General features: G+C 47.0%; 12 protein-coding genes. 10 read left to right on the top strand and 2 right to left on the bottom strand.

What is annotated here, in order from left to right; genetic code table 11:
* Window positions 1-50: 50 nt before the first annotated feature.
* Complete coding sequence (locus tag KQI22_RS01970) at window positions 51-539, bottom strand: QueT transporter family protein (protein ID WP_216550406.1); 489 nt, start codon at window positions 537-539, stop codon at window positions 51-53.
* Window positions 540-716: 177 nt separating this feature from the next.
* Between KQI22_RS01970 and KQI22_RS01965 the strand changes: the two genes are divergently transcribed.
* From KQI22_RS01965 to KQI22_RS01925, 9 genes are all read left to right on the top strand, one after another.
* The gene (locus tag KQI22_RS01965) at window positions 717-1,484 is read left to right on the top strand and encodes a YlmH family RNA-binding protein (RefSeq protein ID WP_216550405.1); all 768 of its coding nucleotides are present in this window, start codon (window positions 717-719) and stop codon (window positions 1,482-1,484) included.
* Window positions 1,481-3,346 (top strand): ABC-F family ATP-binding cassette domain-containing protein, encoded by a 1,866-nt coding sequence (locus KQI22_RS01960; protein WP_216550404.1) that lies wholly within the window; start codon window positions 1,481-1,483, stop codon window positions 3,344-3,346. Before KQI22_RS01965 ends, KQI22_RS01960 begins: the two co-directional genes overlap by 4 nt.
* 11 nt (window positions 3,347-3,357) lie before the next feature.
* Window positions 3,358-4,647 (top strand): diguanylate cyclase, encoded by a 1,290-nt coding sequence (locus KQI22_RS01955; protein WP_216550403.1) that lies wholly within the window; start codon window positions 3,358-3,360, stop codon window positions 4,645-4,647.
* Window positions 4,648-4,760: 113 nt separating this feature from the next.
* Complete coding sequence (locus KQI22_RS01950; RefSeq protein ID WP_216550402.1) at window positions 4,761-6,101, top strand: methyl-accepting chemotaxis protein; 1,341 nt, start codon at window positions 4,761-4,763, stop codon at window positions 6,099-6,101.
* Between the two features lie 168 nt (window positions 6,102-6,269).
* Window positions 6,270-6,965, top strand: a complete 696-nt coding sequence (locus KQI22_RS01945; protein WP_216550401.1) for an ABC transporter ATP-binding protein — start codon at window positions 6,270-6,272, stop codon at window positions 6,963-6,965.
* Window positions 6,965-9,175, top strand: a complete 2,211-nt coding sequence (locus tag KQI22_RS01940; protein WP_216550400.1) for an ABC transporter permease — start codon at window positions 6,965-6,967, stop codon at window positions 9,173-9,175. Before KQI22_RS01945 ends, KQI22_RS01940 begins: the two co-directional genes overlap by 1 nt.
* A gap of 32 nt (window positions 9,176-9,207) precedes the next feature.
* Window positions 9,208-10,203: a helix-turn-helix domain-containing protein gene (locus KQI22_RS01935; protein ID WP_216550399.1), complete on the top strand. Its 996-nt coding sequence runs from the start codon at window positions 9,208-9,210 to the stop codon at window positions 10,201-10,203.
* Window positions 10,204-10,251: 48 nt separating this feature from the next.
* Window positions 10,252-12,036: an ABC transporter ATP-binding protein gene (locus KQI22_RS01930; protein ID WP_253293466.1), complete on the top strand. Its 1,785-nt coding sequence runs from the start codon at window positions 10,252-10,254 to the stop codon at window positions 12,034-12,036.
* Window positions 12,033-13,760, top strand: a complete 1,728-nt coding sequence (locus KQI22_RS01925; protein WP_216550398.1) for an ABC transporter ATP-binding protein — start codon at window positions 12,033-12,035, stop codon at window positions 13,758-13,760. Before KQI22_RS01930 ends, KQI22_RS01925 begins: the two co-directional genes overlap by 4 nt.
* A gap of 3 nt (window positions 13,761-13,763) precedes the next feature.
* Here the strand turns inward: KQI22_RS01925 and KQI22_RS01920 are convergent, their stop codons facing one another.
* A complete protein-coding gene (locus KQI22_RS01920; RefSeq protein ID WP_216550397.1) occupies window positions 13,764-14,639 on the bottom strand; it encodes a helix-turn-helix transcriptional regulator in 876 nt (291 codons plus the stop codon).
* Between the two features lie 229 nt (window positions 14,640-14,868).
* On the opposite strand from KQI22_RS01920, the gene KQI22_RS01915 reads away from it, so the two are divergent.
* A complete protein-coding gene (locus tag KQI22_RS01915) occupies window positions 14,869-17,160 on the top strand; it encodes a glycoside hydrolase family 3 C-terminal domain-containing protein (protein ID WP_216550396.1) in 2,292 nt (763 codons plus the stop codon).
* Window positions 17,161-17,345: the final 185 nt, after the last annotated feature.

The following is a 17,345-nucleotide window of genomic DNA, read 5'->3' as shown; positions in this document are numbered from 1 at the left end:
GGAAAATGTTGCGATCGTGTCCCCCAGATGCCTTTTATGTTCCCGTAATGTCATGCATCTATGCTAAAAAGCGTCGTTCTGTATTTATTCAGTGCAAATAAAAGCACCATGCCCAAAACGCCGCAGGAGAGCACTTCTCCGATACCGACTGTCAGCATCAGGTAAGGGATGGTTCCCGGCGTACCATACACATAAGAAAGTACGAATGGAACGATGATCGTATTTGCAATGATCGGGGAAACGGGAGCAAGCCATTTGTGTCTGCGCAGCAGATAAGTACCGACTGCACCGAGCAGAGTGGCAATACTGCCGAAGATGATGTCAAACAGCGCACATCCGGTGATGATGTTGCTTAAAAGACAGCCGATAAACAGCCCCGGAATGGCAGCAGGCGTGAAATAAGGCAGGATCGTAAGTGCCTCGGACATGCGCACCTGAATGGCACCGCTGGCAAGACCGAATGCGTTGATGGCAAGTGTCAGGACGACGTAAAGTGCCGCGATCATAGCGGCCTGCGTCAGAAAATTGATTTTTTTCATAAAAGATATCTCCTTTAGTTTTGTTTTACGAGTGGAAGGTCTCGAACACTCGGTATTTTTTCCATAGACCTTGGTTTCTGGAATCGCAACGAGCGTATTCTAGCACGATTTTGCAGGGATTGCAAGAGGTACGGGTTTGTAGTACGATGGTGTATATAAGTAGGGCGTGAGGACAATATGACAGACGAAGATATTTTTATACAAAAAAGACTGCAGGATTTAAGTGAGCAGTCTTATCGGAATAACCATTATACGTTTACCGGCTTTCTGACGCTGGCAGAGCAGGATCTGTTTTATCAGCTTCTTTCCCGGCAGCCGGGCATGGAATATACCATATCCGGCGGTAGTGAAGGCTGCGAACGCTGCGTGATCCGTTTCGGCAGTGAAGAAAGTCTGGGCTATGAAGAGCCGTTCCCGATCGTGTGTGTAGAGATCGCACCGGCACTGAAAAAGTTTGCGGAAGATCTGGGACACAGGGATTTTCTGGGGGCTCTGATGCATCTTGGGATTGACAGAAGTACGCTGGGCGATATCTGGCTCAGCGACGGAAAAGCATATCTGTTCTGTCTGGCAAAAGTAAGCAGCTATATTGTAGAGAATCTGACGAAGATCAGACATACGGCTGTCAGATGCAGGATACTGGAGGAAGTACCGGAGCATAGTAAGCCACAGGTAACTGAAGAAACGCTGATCGTAAGCTCTCTCAGACTGGATGGCATCATAGCCAAACTGTACCATCTTTCCCGCAGCCAGAGCCTGCTCCTGTTCCGGGAGAAAAAGGTATTTGTGGACGGCAGATGCATGGAAAATAACAGCGGTATCTGCAAAGAGGGCAGCATCGTTTCTGTCCGCGGGCATGGCAGATTTGTGTATCAGGGACTCATCCACGAAACGAAAAAAGGCAATTTAAGTATACAGATAGGCAGATACGGAGGCACACATTGAACATCGTAACACTGGATCATATTACAAAATCATACACGGGAAGACTGTTGTTTTCGGATGCCTCCTTTTATTTGCAGGAAGGGGAAAAGGTAGGGATCATCGGCATTAACGGAACCGGAAAGTCCACCCTTCTGCGGATTCTTGGCGGACTGGAAGAGCCGGATGCGGGCGAAGTGATCATGGCAAAGAACAGGACGGTACAGCTTCTTTCCCAACAGCCGGAATTTGAGCCACAGGATACGGTGCTGCAGGCAGCACTGCGGTCACATACCAAACAGAGCATGCAGGAGCAGCAGGCACTGACTGCACAGGCAAAATCCATGCTGACGGAGCTTTCCGTTACGGCATATGATACGCCGGTGGCAGAGCTTTCCGGCGGACAGAGAAAACGTGTGGCACTTGTCAATGTGCTGCTGCATGAATCGGATATCCTGCTTCTGGACGAGCCGACCAACCATCTGGATGCGGAAATGGCGCAGTGGCTGGAAAATTTCCTGAAAGGCTACAAGGGCACGCTTGTTATGGTCACACACGACCGCTATTTTCTGGACAGCATTGCAAACAGGATCGTGGAGATCGACAGAGGCGCATTATATTCCTATGATACAAATTACGCGGGCTTTCTGGAGCGGAAGGCGCAGCGAGAGGAGATCGACCAGGCAGCGGACAGAAAACGCCGCAGCATATTGCGCAATGAACTTGCATGGGTCATGCGCGGGGCGAGAGCACGGAGCACGAAGCAGAAGGCGAGGCTGGAGCGTTTCGAGGATCTGAAGGTCAGTAAGCTGAAGGAAGAAACCGGCAATGTGGAAATGAGCAGTGTGAGTACCCGCATGGGCAAGACGACGGTAGAGCTTCAGCATCTGTCCAAGGCATACGGAGAGCATGTCCTTTTACGTGATTTTACCTATCTGTTTCTGCGCGGCGACCGCGTCGGATTTGTCGGGAAAAACGGTTGTGGTAAGACAACTCTTATGAAAATGATCGCAACCGCGGCCGGACAGCTTACCGGAAATGCGGCGGTATATCCCGACAGTGGCAGTATCGAGATCGGACAGACGATCAAGATCGGTTACTACGCACAGGAGATCAGCCAGGAAAAAGAAAAGGGACTTGCCTATATGGATCCGGAAAAGCGTGTGATCGATTATGTCAGGGATACGGCGGAATTTATCAAAACAAAGGACGGAGAAGTATCGGCCGCGAAAATGTGTGAGCGTTTCCTGTTTGACGCAGAGCTGCAGTACAGCAAGATCGGAAAGCTTTCCGGCGGACAGAAGCGGCGGCTGAATCTGCTGCGGGTATTGATGGAAGCCCCGAATGTCCTTTTGCTGGACGAGCCGACAAATGATCTGGATATCCGTACACTGACGATCTTAGAGGACTATCTGGACAGCTTTGACGGGATCGTGGCGGTTGTTTCCCATGACCGATATTTCTTGGACCGGACAGTGCGGCGTATCTTTGCTTTTGAGGAGGCAGGCAGCGTGACGCAGTATGAGGGCGGCTATACGGATTATCAGCTTCGCATGGAGGAACGGAAAACAGAGCAGGCTAAGACGCAGCGGCAGGAGAAGGAAGAAAAAGAGAACAAAGGGCAGGAGGTGCGCCAGCACCGGAAGAAGCTTTCTTATAAAGAACAGAGGGAATACGAGACGATCGAGGATACGATCACAGAGTTGGAAGAAGAAATTGCAGCGCTGGAAGGTGAATATACAAAGGCAGCAAGAGATTTTGTCCGTCTGGCAGAGCTGGACAGGCAGCTGACCGAAAAGCGGGAGCTGCTTTCCGAAAAAATGGACAGATGGATGTATTTAGAGGAACTTGTCACGGAGATCGAGCAGGAAAACAAAAGTAAATAGGGGGAATACATATGGAAAATACGAAAAAAACAAGTCTGAAACACACTTTACTGAAATTTTCGCTTGTACCGGTTCTGGTTCTGGGACTGGTTCTGACACTGATCTCGACAAGGACATTGATACGGGAAACAACGGACGAGGTCAGCCAGTCGCTCAAGATCGCGGCACGTTCGGTCTACAATACCTACTCGCTGGTCGCACCGGGTGATATGTATGAGAAAGACGGAATCATATACAAAGGAGAGGTTACACTTACCGGTGATTATTCGATCGTGGATTCCCTGAAAGAGTCGTACGGAATGGATATCACACTGTTTTACGGCGACAAGCGTGTTCTGACAACACTCACGGATCAAAAGGGAAAACGTCTGAGCGGAACAAGTGCGGATGAAGAAGTCAGCCACTGGGTGCTGGAAAACGGAAAAGACTATTTTTCCGGTAAAATATCTATCGGCGGAACAACCTATTTTGGATATTATGTGCCTATTTATAATAAAGACGGTTCCGTTGTGGGAATGGCATTTGCCAGTAAAACACGTGCAAGCGTTATGACATCTGTCAGAACCAATGTACTGAATTCCATGGCAGTCAGTCTGCTTGTGACCATAGCCGCACTTCTGTGCTGCATTGTTGCCAGTCAGAAGCTGGTAGATGCGTTGAAAGCGATCATGGATTATCTCGGGCATCTGGCAAACAGTGATTTTTCTACAAAAATGCCTGTTTCCGTCTTGCGCCGGAAGGATGAGATCGGCGCAATGGGAAGCTATGCGGCCACTGTCAGCTGTTCCCTGAAGGATATGATCACGACGGATCCGCTGACCGGACTTTTGAACCGCCGGGCCTGCAGAAGCAGCCTGCAGAAGATGATCGAACAGTGCAGGGAAAACAGACAGCGGTCTCTGTCTGTGACGATCGGTGATATCGACTTTTTCAAACGGATCAATGATACCTATGGGCATGAATGTGGTGATATGGTGCTCAGGAGTGTATCCAATATTTTTAAGAAAAATATGGAAGAAAAAGGGTTGGTATCCCGCTGGGGCGGTGAAGAATTTCTGCTTGCATTTGAACTGCCGCTTGCACAGGCACACGAAAAGCTGGAACAGATTGCAGCTGAAATAAGGGAAACGACATTTGCCTATGAAGGAGAGACATTTTCAGTTTCCCTGACCTTCGGTTTGACGGGTGTTACCGGAGAGCAACCACTGGATGAGATTGTGAAAGACGCCGACGATCTTCTGTATCGGGGAAAGGCAGAAGGAAGAAACCGTATTGTGACATCTGAGACCGGGAAAGCGTGATGAAAATACCAAAATGTCCTTTGCTTTTTGTGGTAAATATGTTACTATAATGTAGTATATATAGGGGATAGCATATACAATTTGACGAAAGTAGTTTATAAGGAGTGTTACCTATGGAGAGTAAGTCATCTGTGAATGAAGTAAAGCAGAAAGCAAAGAAAAGATTTTTTACATTAAAGGTAAAAATGCTGCTCGTAGCGATCGTACCGGTTGTTGTGGCGATGGCAGCAGCAATGATGGTCGGAGCTCTTTCTCTGAAAGGAAAGATCTCAGATCAGGAAATACAGACACTGGTAAAATATTTTGCCATGCTGATGGTTGTACTGGTAATCCTTGTTGCAATTTCCATCCGACTGGCACTTTGGGGATTTGTCAATTCCCTGAACCGTACGATCAAGGTACTGGATTCCGCAGCAGAAGGCAATCTGACCGTTATGGCACAGCCAAAGGATACAGCCCGTAAGGATGAGACAGGTACACTGGCACGCCATACGAATCAGGTTATCAAATCACTGGCAAAGGTAATCGCCAAAGTTGGTACTACTTCCGATGTGATTGTGGCAGCTTCCGAAAAGCTTGAAAAGATGACAGACCAGACAAGTAATGCATCCGATGATGTTGCAAGATCTATGTCAGATATGGCAAACGGTGCAACCGCGCAGGCAACAGAGACACAGTCCGTATCCGAAGCGGTTATGCAGATCGGAGAAGGCATTGAACAGACAAACGAAGCTGTACAGAGCCTGATGAATAACGCAGACACGATGAAGAAAGCAGGTCAGGCAGGTGTTGAGAGTGTACAGGATCTGGAGAGTATTTCCGAAAAGGTAAAGACACAGATTGCAGTGATCTATCAGCAGACAAATACAACCAATGAATCCGCACAGGAGATTCATAAGGCAACAGAGCTGATCGCTTCTATCGCCAACGAAACAAACCTTCTTGCACTGAATGCTTCCATTGAAGCAGCAAGAGCCGGGGAAAGCGGACGTGGATTCGCCGTTGTTGCAGAGCAGATCAAGAATCTGGCAGAGCAGTCCAATGAATCTGCAAAGACGATCGAGGGCATTATCAAGAATCTGTTAGAGGAATCCGAGCAGGCGGTTAAGACGATGAACACAGTAGATGCGATCATCGGACTGCAGGCAGATAAGGTGGAAACAACCAAACGTGTATTTGATAAAGTAAGCGGTGGCTTACAGGTAACGATCGATGGCATCGAAAGCATTGCTTCCAATACGGAAATGCTGGCACAGGCAAGAGGTCAGGTTATGAGCTCCGTAGAAAGCCTTTCCGCAATCGCAGAAGAGAATGCAGCAGCCACACAGGAAACAGCAGCTTCTGCAGAAGAGCTTGCAGCAACGATCAGTGAGATTAAGGATGCAACAAGCAGACTGTACAAGGTATCGGATGAGCTGACAGGCGAGCTGAATATGTTCCAGATCTACGAATAAAATACATAATATTACGAATAAGAGTGCTTTACAGGAGCCGGAATGAATTTCATTCCGGCTCTTTTTGGCTTAAAAGCAGGCAATCCGATAAATCATTTGACATAAGAGTTAGAATACACTAACATATATTTGACACAACTATTTAGACGAACAGAGGGAGGAAGGAATATGTACATAGAGGTGAAAGACGCCGTTAAAAAGTATGGAACAGGAGAAAGCGAGCTGTATGCATTAAATCATGTATCGCTAAGTCTGGAAAAAGGCGAAATCTGCGTGATTTTAGGACCGTCAGGTTCCGGTAAGAGTACACTTTTGAACATGCTGGGCGGAATGGATCATCTGGATGCAGGAAGCATTACGATAGACGGACAGGAAATTACAAAGCTTTCCAGAAAGGCACTTGGAGAATACCGCAGAAAAAAGATCGGTGTTGTGTTCCAATCATATAATCTGATCCCCGAACTGACAGTCCGGGAAAATATCCGTGTGGTAGAGGATATTTCTCAAAATCCGCTGCCCCTTTCGGAGCTGCTGGAAAAACTGGGACTGACGGATCATGCCACACATTTTCCGTCCGAACTTTCCGGTGGTCAGCAGCAGCGATGTGCGATCGGAAGAGCACTGATCAAAAATCCGGTGCTGCTTCTCTGTGATGAACCGACGGGCGCACTGGATTCTGTTTCTTCCAGAGAAGTATTACGCATGCTGGCAGAGGTGAATGAAGCCTACCATACAACGATCGTCATGATCACACATAATGAGGGAATTGCGCAGATGGCAGATCGAGTTGTCAGGATCCATGACGGACAGATCATCAGTAACCTGAAACAGCAAAAGAAAAACGTAGAGGAGCTGGAAATCTGATGACATTACAAAGAAGAGTACGAAGAAGTATCGGGAAACATATATCTTTTTATCTGACGGGAACTGTTTTGACGGCAATTACCATTATGCTTCTGGTAGGAGCCTTTGCGGTCAGCAATACATTATATGACAGATTTGAACGCTTTTTTGCGCAGAACCGGATCGAGGACGGTGAATTCAAAACAGAGACACCGTTGACAGATGCGGATATCCGGGCATTGGAGGAACAGTATGCGGTCACATTGGAACAGCAGCAGTATACAGATCTGACATACGGGGATACAAAACTGCGTATTTTTACGCAGATGGAGAAGCTGGACCTTGCCTCTGTATTGGAGGGAGAGGATCTGCAATGCGATACGGATATTCTGATTACGTACCGCTATGCAAAAGCAAACGGGATCACAGTCGGGGATGAGATCACAATCTTAGGGCAGAAATTTTGTGTGAGTGGTCTCTGTAACAAATCGGATTATGCGGTCATGCTTTATGATTTTACAGAGTCTATGCCCGATCAGGATGGGTTTGGAATTGGAATCATTACAAAACAGGCAATGGAAAAGCTGGCGGATCCGATCACGTACTATGCAGTGCGATATGGGGACAAAGCAAAGGAACAGGATTTCCGCAAAGCCGTTTATGATACATACAAAACAATGGAATATATCGAAAAGGAAAGTAACACAAGGATCAGTCTGATCTTTCATGAAGCGGACGATCTGACGGCGGAATTTTCGCTGTACAGTCCGATCATTATGCTGCTGGTTCTTGTGATCATTGCCATGGTCTTATCAAGAATGGTCAAGAGAGAAGGAAAGATCATTGCGGTACTGATGACGCTTGGATATCGGAAACAGGAGCTGATCCGACATTATATGCTGTTTGGCATGATCCCAGCGGTTGGTGGAGATATTCTGGGCATTCTTTGCAGCATTCCGTTTTCCAAAGCATTCAGTGCCTTTTATTTCGGGGATGGCGAGTATCTGGATTATACGGTAAAAATGCCATGGCTTACGCTGCTTGTTGCGGTGCTGATTCCGATCGTTGTCTATGGGCTTGTATCTTATCTGGTGCTGTCAGCATGTCTGAAAAGTGATATTGTTCCGCTTCTGCGCGAGCAGAAGAAAGAGAAAACTGCCTGGATATGCAGAAACAGCAGTCGCAGCACCGGCTGGATCTATACGGTGCGTTCCATCTGGCTGAACAAGGCAAGAAGCCTGACGATGGTCATCGGTATTGCCATCGCAACACTTGTCGTGGTGCTGGGGGGTTCCTTTCAGGATTCCTATGATAATCTGATCGGGGTAAAAATGCCGGACGCGATGATGGGCGGTCAGTATGAATATGGATTTAAGAGCTTTCAGACAGAAAATCCTTACGGCGGATCGGCTGTTTTTGATATCAGCTTTGGCGCAAAGACGGACGACTCCCGGTTTAATATGATCGGGTATGAGGAGAACAATGATGTGCTTTCCGGGAAACTGGTATCGGGCAAACAGATCGAATACGGAAAGTATTACATGACAAATGCGGCGGCAAAGCGTTATCACATATCGCCGGGAGACAGCTTTACCTTTTATGACACGGTTACGCTGCAGGAAACAACGATCGAAATAACAGATATTCTGGATAATGATGTGATGTCACTTATCCTGACATCCAAGGAAAATGTGGCAGCGCTGCTGGACAGACCGGTGGAGCAGTACAATGTCATCATCAGCAGGGAAAAACTGGATATTCCGGGCGAAATGCTCAGTAAATCCTCTTCCGTGGATGATTATATTGAGCAGGCAAAAAATCTGGCAAGTACAGCAGGAATCGTGCTGAAGCTCTTAAAGGTGCTGGGCGTGTTGATCTGTATTCTGGTGACAAGTATGCTGGCAGGCATGATATTGGAAGAAAACAAAAGAAACGTTTCGATGCTTGCGATTCTGGGCTATACGGACAGAGAGATCAGAACATTTATTTTCCGTGCCAATCATATTCTGGTGCCGCTTGGATTTCTTGCAGGCGTTCCGCTTGGGTATGCGACGGCTTACTCCATGATTCTGTCAGCCATGCAGTCATCGGGAAGACTGATGAGTCTGCCTGTGAAGGTTTCCACAATCGGAATCAGCTTTGGCTACGTACTCCTATCCTATCTGCTGGCAATGACACTTCTCTCCAAAAAGAAGGCACTGTTAAAGCTTTTGTGGCAGAAGGATGAATAAGGCAGGCAACAGGTGTAAGGGAGAAACAGGATATGAAGATCATTGATGAATTACACAGCAAAGGTTTTGACCGGGCAAATGCCCCGTCCATGACGATTCTGTCAAGAAATGAAGAAAACGGGGAAAGAAGCTCCATGGTGTTTCATCCGATCATGCCCGGCGTGTACTTTGTATACAACAATTTCCATTCGCAGGAAGCGGTAGAAGCCGATTATAACGAAGATACCCAAAATATGATTGAGATCAATCACTGCAGGCGGGGACGTTTCGGCTGTAAAGTGGAGGGCAGACAGCTTTACCTTGGAGAAGGTGAAATAGAGGCAAATCTGGTCGGTGTCAAACGGGAAAACCCGGAATTCCCGCTGGGTTTTTATGCGGGAGTGGAAATTCTGATCGACCCGGAGACGGCAAAAGCATATTTAAAAGATGTTTTTCCGGAGGCTGCAGAGCAGATTGGCTTTCTCGGAAAGCAGATCCGCAAAGAAAAGGGAGCCATGTTCATCCGTTCTCTGCCGGAGATCAATCATATTCTGAATGAAATGTATCAGGTGGATCCGAAGATAGAGACTTATTATCTGAAGTTAAAGATTCTGGAACTGCTTCTGTTGATCTGTATGGTAACACCGGAGGGAGAAAAGATGCAGAAGCGCTATTACAGACAACAGGATTATGATAAGGTACGTGCAATCCATAAAGAGGTTGTTTCACATCTGGATCAGCGCTTCTCCGTTCCACAGCTCGTGCAGAAATATGGGATCGGACAGACGACGTTTCAGAGTTGTTTCAGTGAAATCTATGGAAAACCATATTATACATTTGTGAAGCATTATAAAATGCATAAGGCGATCCATTACATAGAAGAGGCAAGGTACAGTATGGCGGAAATTGCAGGAATGCTCGGTTATGACAATCCGAGTAAGTTTGCGGCGGCTTTCCGTTCTGTTGTAGGCTGCAGCCCTCGCGAGTATAAAAAATCCAGTGAACGAATGGAGCATTTGGCGCTGTTTGGAGTAGAAATAGAGGGATAATATTTTTACAATATCCGGGAAAAGGAATTAATAAGGAGGAGAGAGTTTATGGAGAAAAAGAAAGACGAGAGCGCGCTCAGTGTCCTGATGCGATATGCGGGCGGTCATAAGTATTGTACCTACTTTTCCTGGATATTTTCCGGACTCAGTGCGGTAGCAGCACTTCTGACCTATGTGTTTTTATTCCGCATTATCAAAGAAGTGATCGAAGTTGCGCCGGATTTTAAACAGGCAACACATATTGCGGGAAACGGATGGCTTGCAGTACTTGCAGCGGCAGTTTCCATGCTGCTTTATTTCGCTGCATTGATGTGTTCCCATGCAGGTGCATTCCGTGTGGCAACGAATATCAGAAAGGAATTGCTTGCCCATATTGCGAAACTTCCGATCGGATTTGCCGATGAGCTTGGATCGGGCAGGATCCGCAGAGTTATCAATGATTCCGCGGCTGCAACGGAAACATATCTTGCACATCAGCTGCCGGATCTGGTCGGCGCCTATGTGACACCGGTCGCCATGATCATACTGCTGTTTGTATTTAACTGGCGGTTCGGTCTTGTCTGTCTGATCCCTGTTGTACTGAGCATGGCAGGCATGACAAAAATGACCGGAAAACAGATGCAGGAGGATATGAAACATTATCAGACTGCACTTGAAAATATGAACAATGAGGCGGTGGAATATGTCAGGGGTATCAACGTCGTAAAGACATTTTCCCAGACAGTACATAGTTTTTCCAGATTCAAAGCATCCATCGACAGCTATTATAAATTCTGCATCAATTATACAACAGAGATGCGTATGCCAATGGTCTGCTACCAGATGATGGTAAACAGTACCTTTGCATTTCTGATTGCACTGACACTGATCCTGTATCGTGGCGATCATGTGGCATTCAACATTTTACTGAATTTCGTATTTTATGTGATCTTTACACCGGTCATTGCCACGACACTGACCAAGATCATGTTTATGGGAGAGGAATCCATGAAGGTTGAGGATGCCATTGCCCGTTTTAACGAGATCATGGCGATCGAACCGCTTCCGGAACCTGCGCAGACTAAGCACCCACAGACATATGGAATCAGTTTTGAGGATGTCAGTTTCCGCTACCGGAAAGAGTTACCGGATGCTGTTTCCCACGTCAGCCTGCAGATTCCGGCAGGAAAGGTAACAGCCTTTGTCGGACCTTCCGGCAGTGGAAAAAGTACAGCCGCAGGTCTGATTGCAAGATTTTATGATGTAACAAGCGGATGTGTCCGGATCGGTGATGTTGATATCCGGGATATCGCGCAGGAGGAAAGAGTCAGTACGATCTCCTATGTCTTCCAGAACAGCAGGCTGCTGGCAGGTACGATCGCGGACAATGTGCGCATGGGCAGAAGGAATGCGACTGATGAAGAAGTGCTTGCTGCCCTTCATAAAGCGCAGTGTGATGATATTCTGGCAAAACTGCCGCAGGGAATCGAAACGGTGATCGGAACAGACGGTATTTACTTATCCGGCGGTGAGCAGCAGAGAGTGGCGATCGCAAGGATCATCCTGCAGGATGCGCCGATCATCATTCTGGATGAAGCAACGGCTTACGCAGATCCTGAAAATGAAGTGCTTGTCCAGAAGGCATTTGAAGAAATGGCAGTCGGTAAGACCGTCATCATGATCGCGCACAGACTGACAACAGTCAGAAACGCTGATACGATCTACGTATTTGAAAACGGAAAGATAGAAGAGGCGGGTAAACATGAAGCACTTCTGGAAGCCCATGGTCTTTACGAGAAGATGTGGAATGATTATCAGACTTCAATCCAGTGGAAGGTAGGTGGCAGTAAATGATAGCAAAATTAATGAAAAAATACGCCGTATCAGAGCAGGGTGCAAAAGACATGATAAAATCAGTCTGCATCTGTATTCTGGTCAACATCGCACTCATGCTTCCGACCGGTCTGTTATATGTTCTGGCAGAGGACATTTTAAAGGATGCACCATTTGCGCATGCACAGCTGCTGCTCATTGGCAGTATCCTGACAATTGCACTGCTCGGTGTTTTATATTACATGCAGTATAATGCAACCTTTTTTGCCATGTACAAAGAATCCGGTAACAAACGTATTTCTCTGGCAGAGAAGCTTAGAAAAATGCCATTATCCTTCTTCGACCAGAAGGACAGTGCAGATCTGACAACTGTTATCTTAGGGGATGTGGCAGCACTGGAGCATGCATACTCCCATCAGTTTGCTCAGTTTTACGGTGCTATCTTTTCAACCATTATCATTGCGGCCGCCCTGTTTTTCTATCAGTGGAAGCTGGCACTGGCAGCACTCTGGATGTTACCGTTTGCGATCTGGATCGTATTTGGTTCCAAAGGCATTCAGGTCAGAAGCGGTAAAAATCTGACAGAGAAAAAACTGGAAATTGCAGATCATATCCAGGAATTTATCGAGTGCTCCAAGGACTTAAAGAGTACAAACTCCCAGAAAGGATATCTGCAGGGATTATTTAAAAAGATCGATCAGACGGAAACTGCAACGATGAAACATGAACTTTTATCCGGTATGATCGTCAATTCCGGTCAGCTTCTGCTCAAGTTTGGCATTGCCTGCGTGGCACTTGTCGGTGGTTCTCTTCTGGCAAAAGGCGAAATTGATGTGATCACTTTCTTTGCATTCCTGATTCTTGTATCCCGTATTTATGAACCGATGAACGGATCGCTGATGAACCTTGCTGCATTAAATGCACTGACTGTCAATGTAGACCGTATGAATGAGATTTCGGAGGGGTATGAGATGACAGGCCGTGAGGAATTGACCAACCGGGGCTGTGATATTACATTTGACCACGTCAGTTTTGCTTATGAAACAGGCGAGCAGGTGCTTTCCGATGTATCCTTTACGGCAAAACAGGGCGAGGTAACAGCACTTGTCGGACCTTCCGGTTGTGGTAAGACAACAGTATCAAGACTGGCTGCCCGTTTCTGGGATCCGACCGGCGGACGTATCACGGTCGGCGGTATGAATGTGAAAGAAACAGATCCGGAAGCCTTGTTATCCTTATATTCCATCGTCTTTCAGGATGTGACACTGTTTGACAATACGATCATGGAAAATATCCGTGTCGGTAAGAAGGATGCAACAGATGCGGAGGTCATGGAAGCGGCAAAACGTGCCAATGTACTGGAATTTACCGAGAAACTGCCGGATGGCATGCAGACGCGGATCGGTGAAAACGGTGCGGAGCTTTCCGGTGGGGAAAGACAGCGTATTTCCATCGCCAGAGCCTTTTTGAAGGATGCACCGATCATCCTGCTGGATGAAGCTACCGCTTCTTTAGATGCGGAAAACGAAACAAAGGTACAGGCTGCATTATCTGCGCTGATCGGCGGCAAGACAGTTATGGTCATTGCTCACAGAATGCGTACCGTTGCACAGGCAGATAAGATTATCGTACTCGATCATGGCAGCGTGATCGAGGAAGGCAGTCCGAAGGAGCTACTTGAAAAAGGCGGTAATTTTGCACATATGTACAGCCTGCAGACGCAGAGCGGTAACTGGGAGTTATAATTTTTAAGAGCGTGACGACTGGCGGCCGGCAGACACAGTCTCCCGCCGCTGGCGGGGCGACATATGGTAAAGCTGTTTGAATTTCAGCAGAAATGCTTTGTAATTGCTGACGCCGTTGCGCTCCAGTATTTCGGCGACCGGCAGATCTGTATGCAGCAGATCATGATCGATATGCTGGATCCTGACCTGCATAACGTAGTCGAGAAAGGTAAGACCCATATATTTTTTGAAATACCGGCAGAAATATTCCTCGCCGACATGGATCAGGGAAGCTGCCTGCCGGACAGAAAGCGGTTGTGTATAATGGGCATCCACATAAGAGGTAATGGTGGATAACCGCGCCAGGTTCTTTTCCGTTTTTAAAAGTGCCTGCGGCGAGACGACCCGTTTGAAATCCCGCACAAGTGTATAAAGGATGGTATATAAATGACCCAGGAAGGCAAGACGAAAGCCTTCCTGGTCTTTTTTTTCATACAGTCCGGCGACCGCAAGAAGGAGCTTTCGCATTTCATTCTGCTCCGGGGAAAGGAAGGGCTGTTCATAGCCTTCAAACCGGATCGTATCGTAATCCGGGATATTGGCACGCAGAAAATTGATCGGAAACTGCAAAAGCAGGATCCTGGCATGGCCGATACAGCGCGTGCTGTGGATATCCCGTGAATTGATGATGACAAAATCATCCGCCTGCAGGATCCGTCTGCTGTCGCCGTCTTCCACTTCCATACTGCCCGCGAGCAGATAAACGATCTCCATATCATCATGCCAGTGACGGCTGATAAAGGCGTTGTTTTCTTCATATACGATATAACGGACGGGCAGTCCGTATTCTGTTTTGATCTGTTCATGTTTGTAGATTTCGCGGTATGAGCCATCTGCCATATGTGTTTTCCACCTTTTTATCAAATAAATCAGAATATAACATATTCTGATAGAAATATACTGCATTATTGCAGTGAAAAAGTCAATATTGACCTAGTGATTGGTCAAAAACGGCTATAGGAAAGTACAGTGATCCGTGCTAGATTAAAGGTAAATCAGACAGACGGAACAAAAGACGAAAGCGTGGGAAAGCGCGGCGGCAAATAAAACAAAGAAAAGGAGAAAACAAATGACAGCAGAACAGTTAAAAGAAATCATTTCACAGATGACACTGGAAGAAAAAGCAGCTATGTGCTCAGGCGACGACTTCTGGCACACAAAAGCAGTGGAAAGACTCGGCGTTCCGAGAAGCATGGTATCAGATGGCCCTCACGGACTCAGAAAGCAGGATCAGAGCGGAGATCATCTTGGCATCAATGACAGTATCAAGGCAGTCTGTTTCCCGACAGCATGCGGAACGGCTGCAAGCTTTAACAGAGATCTTCTTTACAGCATGGGACAGACGCTCGGACAGGAATGTCAGGCAGAAGATGTCAGCGTCATTTTAGGACCTGCTGTCAACATCAAGCGTTCCCCGCTTTGCGGCAGAAATTTTGAATACTATTCCGAAGATCCGTATCTGGCAACAGAGATCGCGACAAGCCAGATCAAGGGTGTACAGAGCAAGCATGTCGGTACTTCCATCAAGCATTTTATGGCAAACAATCAGGAAACAAGACGTATGTCTTCCGATTCCCGGATCGATGAGCGTACCATGCGGGAAATTTATCTGGCAGCATTTGAAGGTGCGGTAAAGAACGCAAAGCCATGGACAGTGATGTGCTCCTACAACCGGATCAACGGAACCTATGCAGCAGAGAACAAGCAGCTTCTGACAGACATTCTGCGTGATGAATGGGGCTTTGACGGTTATGTAGTCAGTGACTGGGGCGCAGTCAACGACAGAGTGGAAGGTGTTAAGGCAGGACTGGATCTGGAAATGCCTGCTTCCTACGGCGTCAATGATGCCCTGATCGTGAAGGCAGTCAAGGAAGGCAGACTGGACGAAGCCGTGCTGGACAAAGCAGTGGAAAGAATTTTGAACATTGTATACCGATTTGTGGAAAACCGTGATGAAACAGCGGTATTTGACCGTGACAAGGATCATGAAATGGCAAGAAAGGTAGCAGAGGAGTCTATCGTGCTTCTGAAAAATGATGGCATCCTTCCGCTTTCCGAAACAGATGAGATCGCATTCATCGGTAAATTTGCAAAGAAGCCGAGATTCCAGGGTGGTGGCAGCAGTCACATCAATTCCCATAAGGTAGACAGCGCCATGGATATGGTAGCGGGCATGGCAAATATCACCTATGCACAGGGCTATGATGATGCAGAAGACGTGATCGATGAAAAGCTGATCGCAGAAGCAGTGGAAGCAGCAAAGGCGGCAAAGGCAGCAGTCATCTTTGCAGGACTTCCGGATGCCTTTGAATCCGAAGGCTTTGACAGAACACATATGAGAATGCCGGACTGCCAGAACAAGCTGATCGAAGAAGTGGCAAAGGTACAGCCGAACACAGTTGTTGTACTGCACAACGGTTCTCCTGTTGAAATGCCATGGGTAAATGACGTAAAAGGTATTCTGGAAGCTTATCTGGGCGGACAGGCAGTCGGCGGTGCGACCGTGGATATCCTGTTCGGACGTGTCAATCCAAGCGCAAAGCTGGCTGAGACATTCCCACTGAAGCTTTCCGATAATCCATCATACCTGTATTACATCGGCGAGGGCGATGTGGTGGAATACAAAGAGGGCGTTTTTGTAGGCTACCGCTATTATGATAAAAAGAACATGGACGTTTTATTCCCATTCGGACACGGACTGAGCTACACGACTTTTGCGTATTCCAATATGAAGCTGGATAAAGAAAAAATGTACGATACCGATACCCTGACTGTTTCCGTTGATGTGACAAATACCGGAAAGATGGCAGGCAAAGAAGTGGTACAGCTTTATGTGGCTGACAAGGAAAGCACAGTGCTCCGCCCTGTCAAAGAGCTGAAAGGCTTTACAAAGATCGAGCTTATGCCGGGCGAAACAAAAACAGTTACCTTCAGCTTATCCAAGAGAGCATTTGCTTACTTTAATACAGATCTGCATGACTGGCATGTGGAATCAGGCGAGTTTGATATCCTGATCGGACAGTCCTCCAGAAATATCGTCTGCCAGAAGACCGTATATGTAGAGTCTACCGTGGAAGTATTTAAGAAATACCACTTAAATACAACAATTGGCGATATCATGAAGGATCCGCTTGCAAAGCCGTTCCTGAAGGATATTCTGGACGCCTGTACAATGATCGAGGAAAATTCGACAGAAGGAGAAGGACTCGGCGCAGCAGCGGAAGAAATGCAGGAAGCCATGATGGGCTATCTGCCGGTCAGAGCCGTCATCAGCTTCATGGATGGCACGATGACCCATGAAAAACTGCAGGGCTACATTGATCAGATGAATGCCTGTCATGCATCTTCGATGCATGACTAAATAACCTGCGAAGCAGGTTATAGCTTGTAACATATTCCCAATCCCGATAATAACCAGAAGGTCAATCGAAAAAATCGATGGTTGTTATCGGGATTTTTGGTTGACTTTTTAGGCGGATGCGCCTATAATCTTACCTAGTTGATACATTGACGCGTTAAAGTGTAAGTGTATAAGATTAGGAGGAG

This window comes from Kineothrix sp. MSJ-39 (assembly GCF_018917935.1).
In the GTDB taxonomy this organism is placed as follows: Bacteria; Bacillota; Clostridia; order Lachnospirales; family Lachnospiraceae; genus CAG-194.
This window is presented reverse-complemented; position numbering and strand designations above follow the sequence as displayed.

Coding starts and splice junctions, on each gene's coding strand:
- KQI22_RS01970 (WP_216550406.1), bottom strand. CDS start 539: ATGAAAAAAATCAATTTTCTGACGCAGGCCGCTATGATCGCGGCACTT.
- KQI22_RS01965 (WP_216550405.1), top strand. CDS start 717: ATGACAGACGAAGATATTTTTATACAAAAAAGACTGCAGGATTTAAGT.
- KQI22_RS01955 (WP_216550403.1), top strand. CDS start 3,358: ATGGAAAATACGAAAAAAACAAGTCTGAAACACACTTTACTGAAATTT.
- KQI22_RS01950 (WP_216550402.1), top strand. CDS start 4,761: ATGGAGAGTAAGTCATCTGTGAATGAAGTAAAGCAGAAAGCAAAGAAA.
- KQI22_RS01945 (WP_216550401.1), top strand. CDS start 6,270: ATGTACATAGAGGTGAAAGACGCCGTTAAAAAGTATGGAACAGGAGAA.
- KQI22_RS01940 (WP_216550400.1), top strand. CDS start 6,965: ATGACATTACAAAGAAGAGTACGAAGAAGTATCGGGAAACATATATCT.
- KQI22_RS01935 (WP_216550399.1), top strand. CDS start 9,208: ATGAAGATCATTGATGAATTACACAGCAAAGGTTTTGACCGGGCAAAT.
- KQI22_RS01930 (WP_253293466.1), top strand. CDS start 10,252: ATGGAGAAAAAGAAAGACGAGAGCGCGCTCAGTGTCCTGATGCGATAT.
- KQI22_RS01925 (WP_216550398.1), top strand. CDS start 12,033: ATGATAGCAAAATTAATGAAAAAATACGCCGTATCAGAGCAGGGTGCA.
- KQI22_RS01920 (WP_216550397.1), bottom strand. CDS start 14,639: ATGGCAGATGGCTCATACCGCGAAATCTACAAACATGAACAGATCAAA.
- KQI22_RS01915 (WP_216550396.1), top strand. CDS start 14,869: ATGACAGCAGAACAGTTAAAAGAAATCATTTCACAGATGACACTGGAA.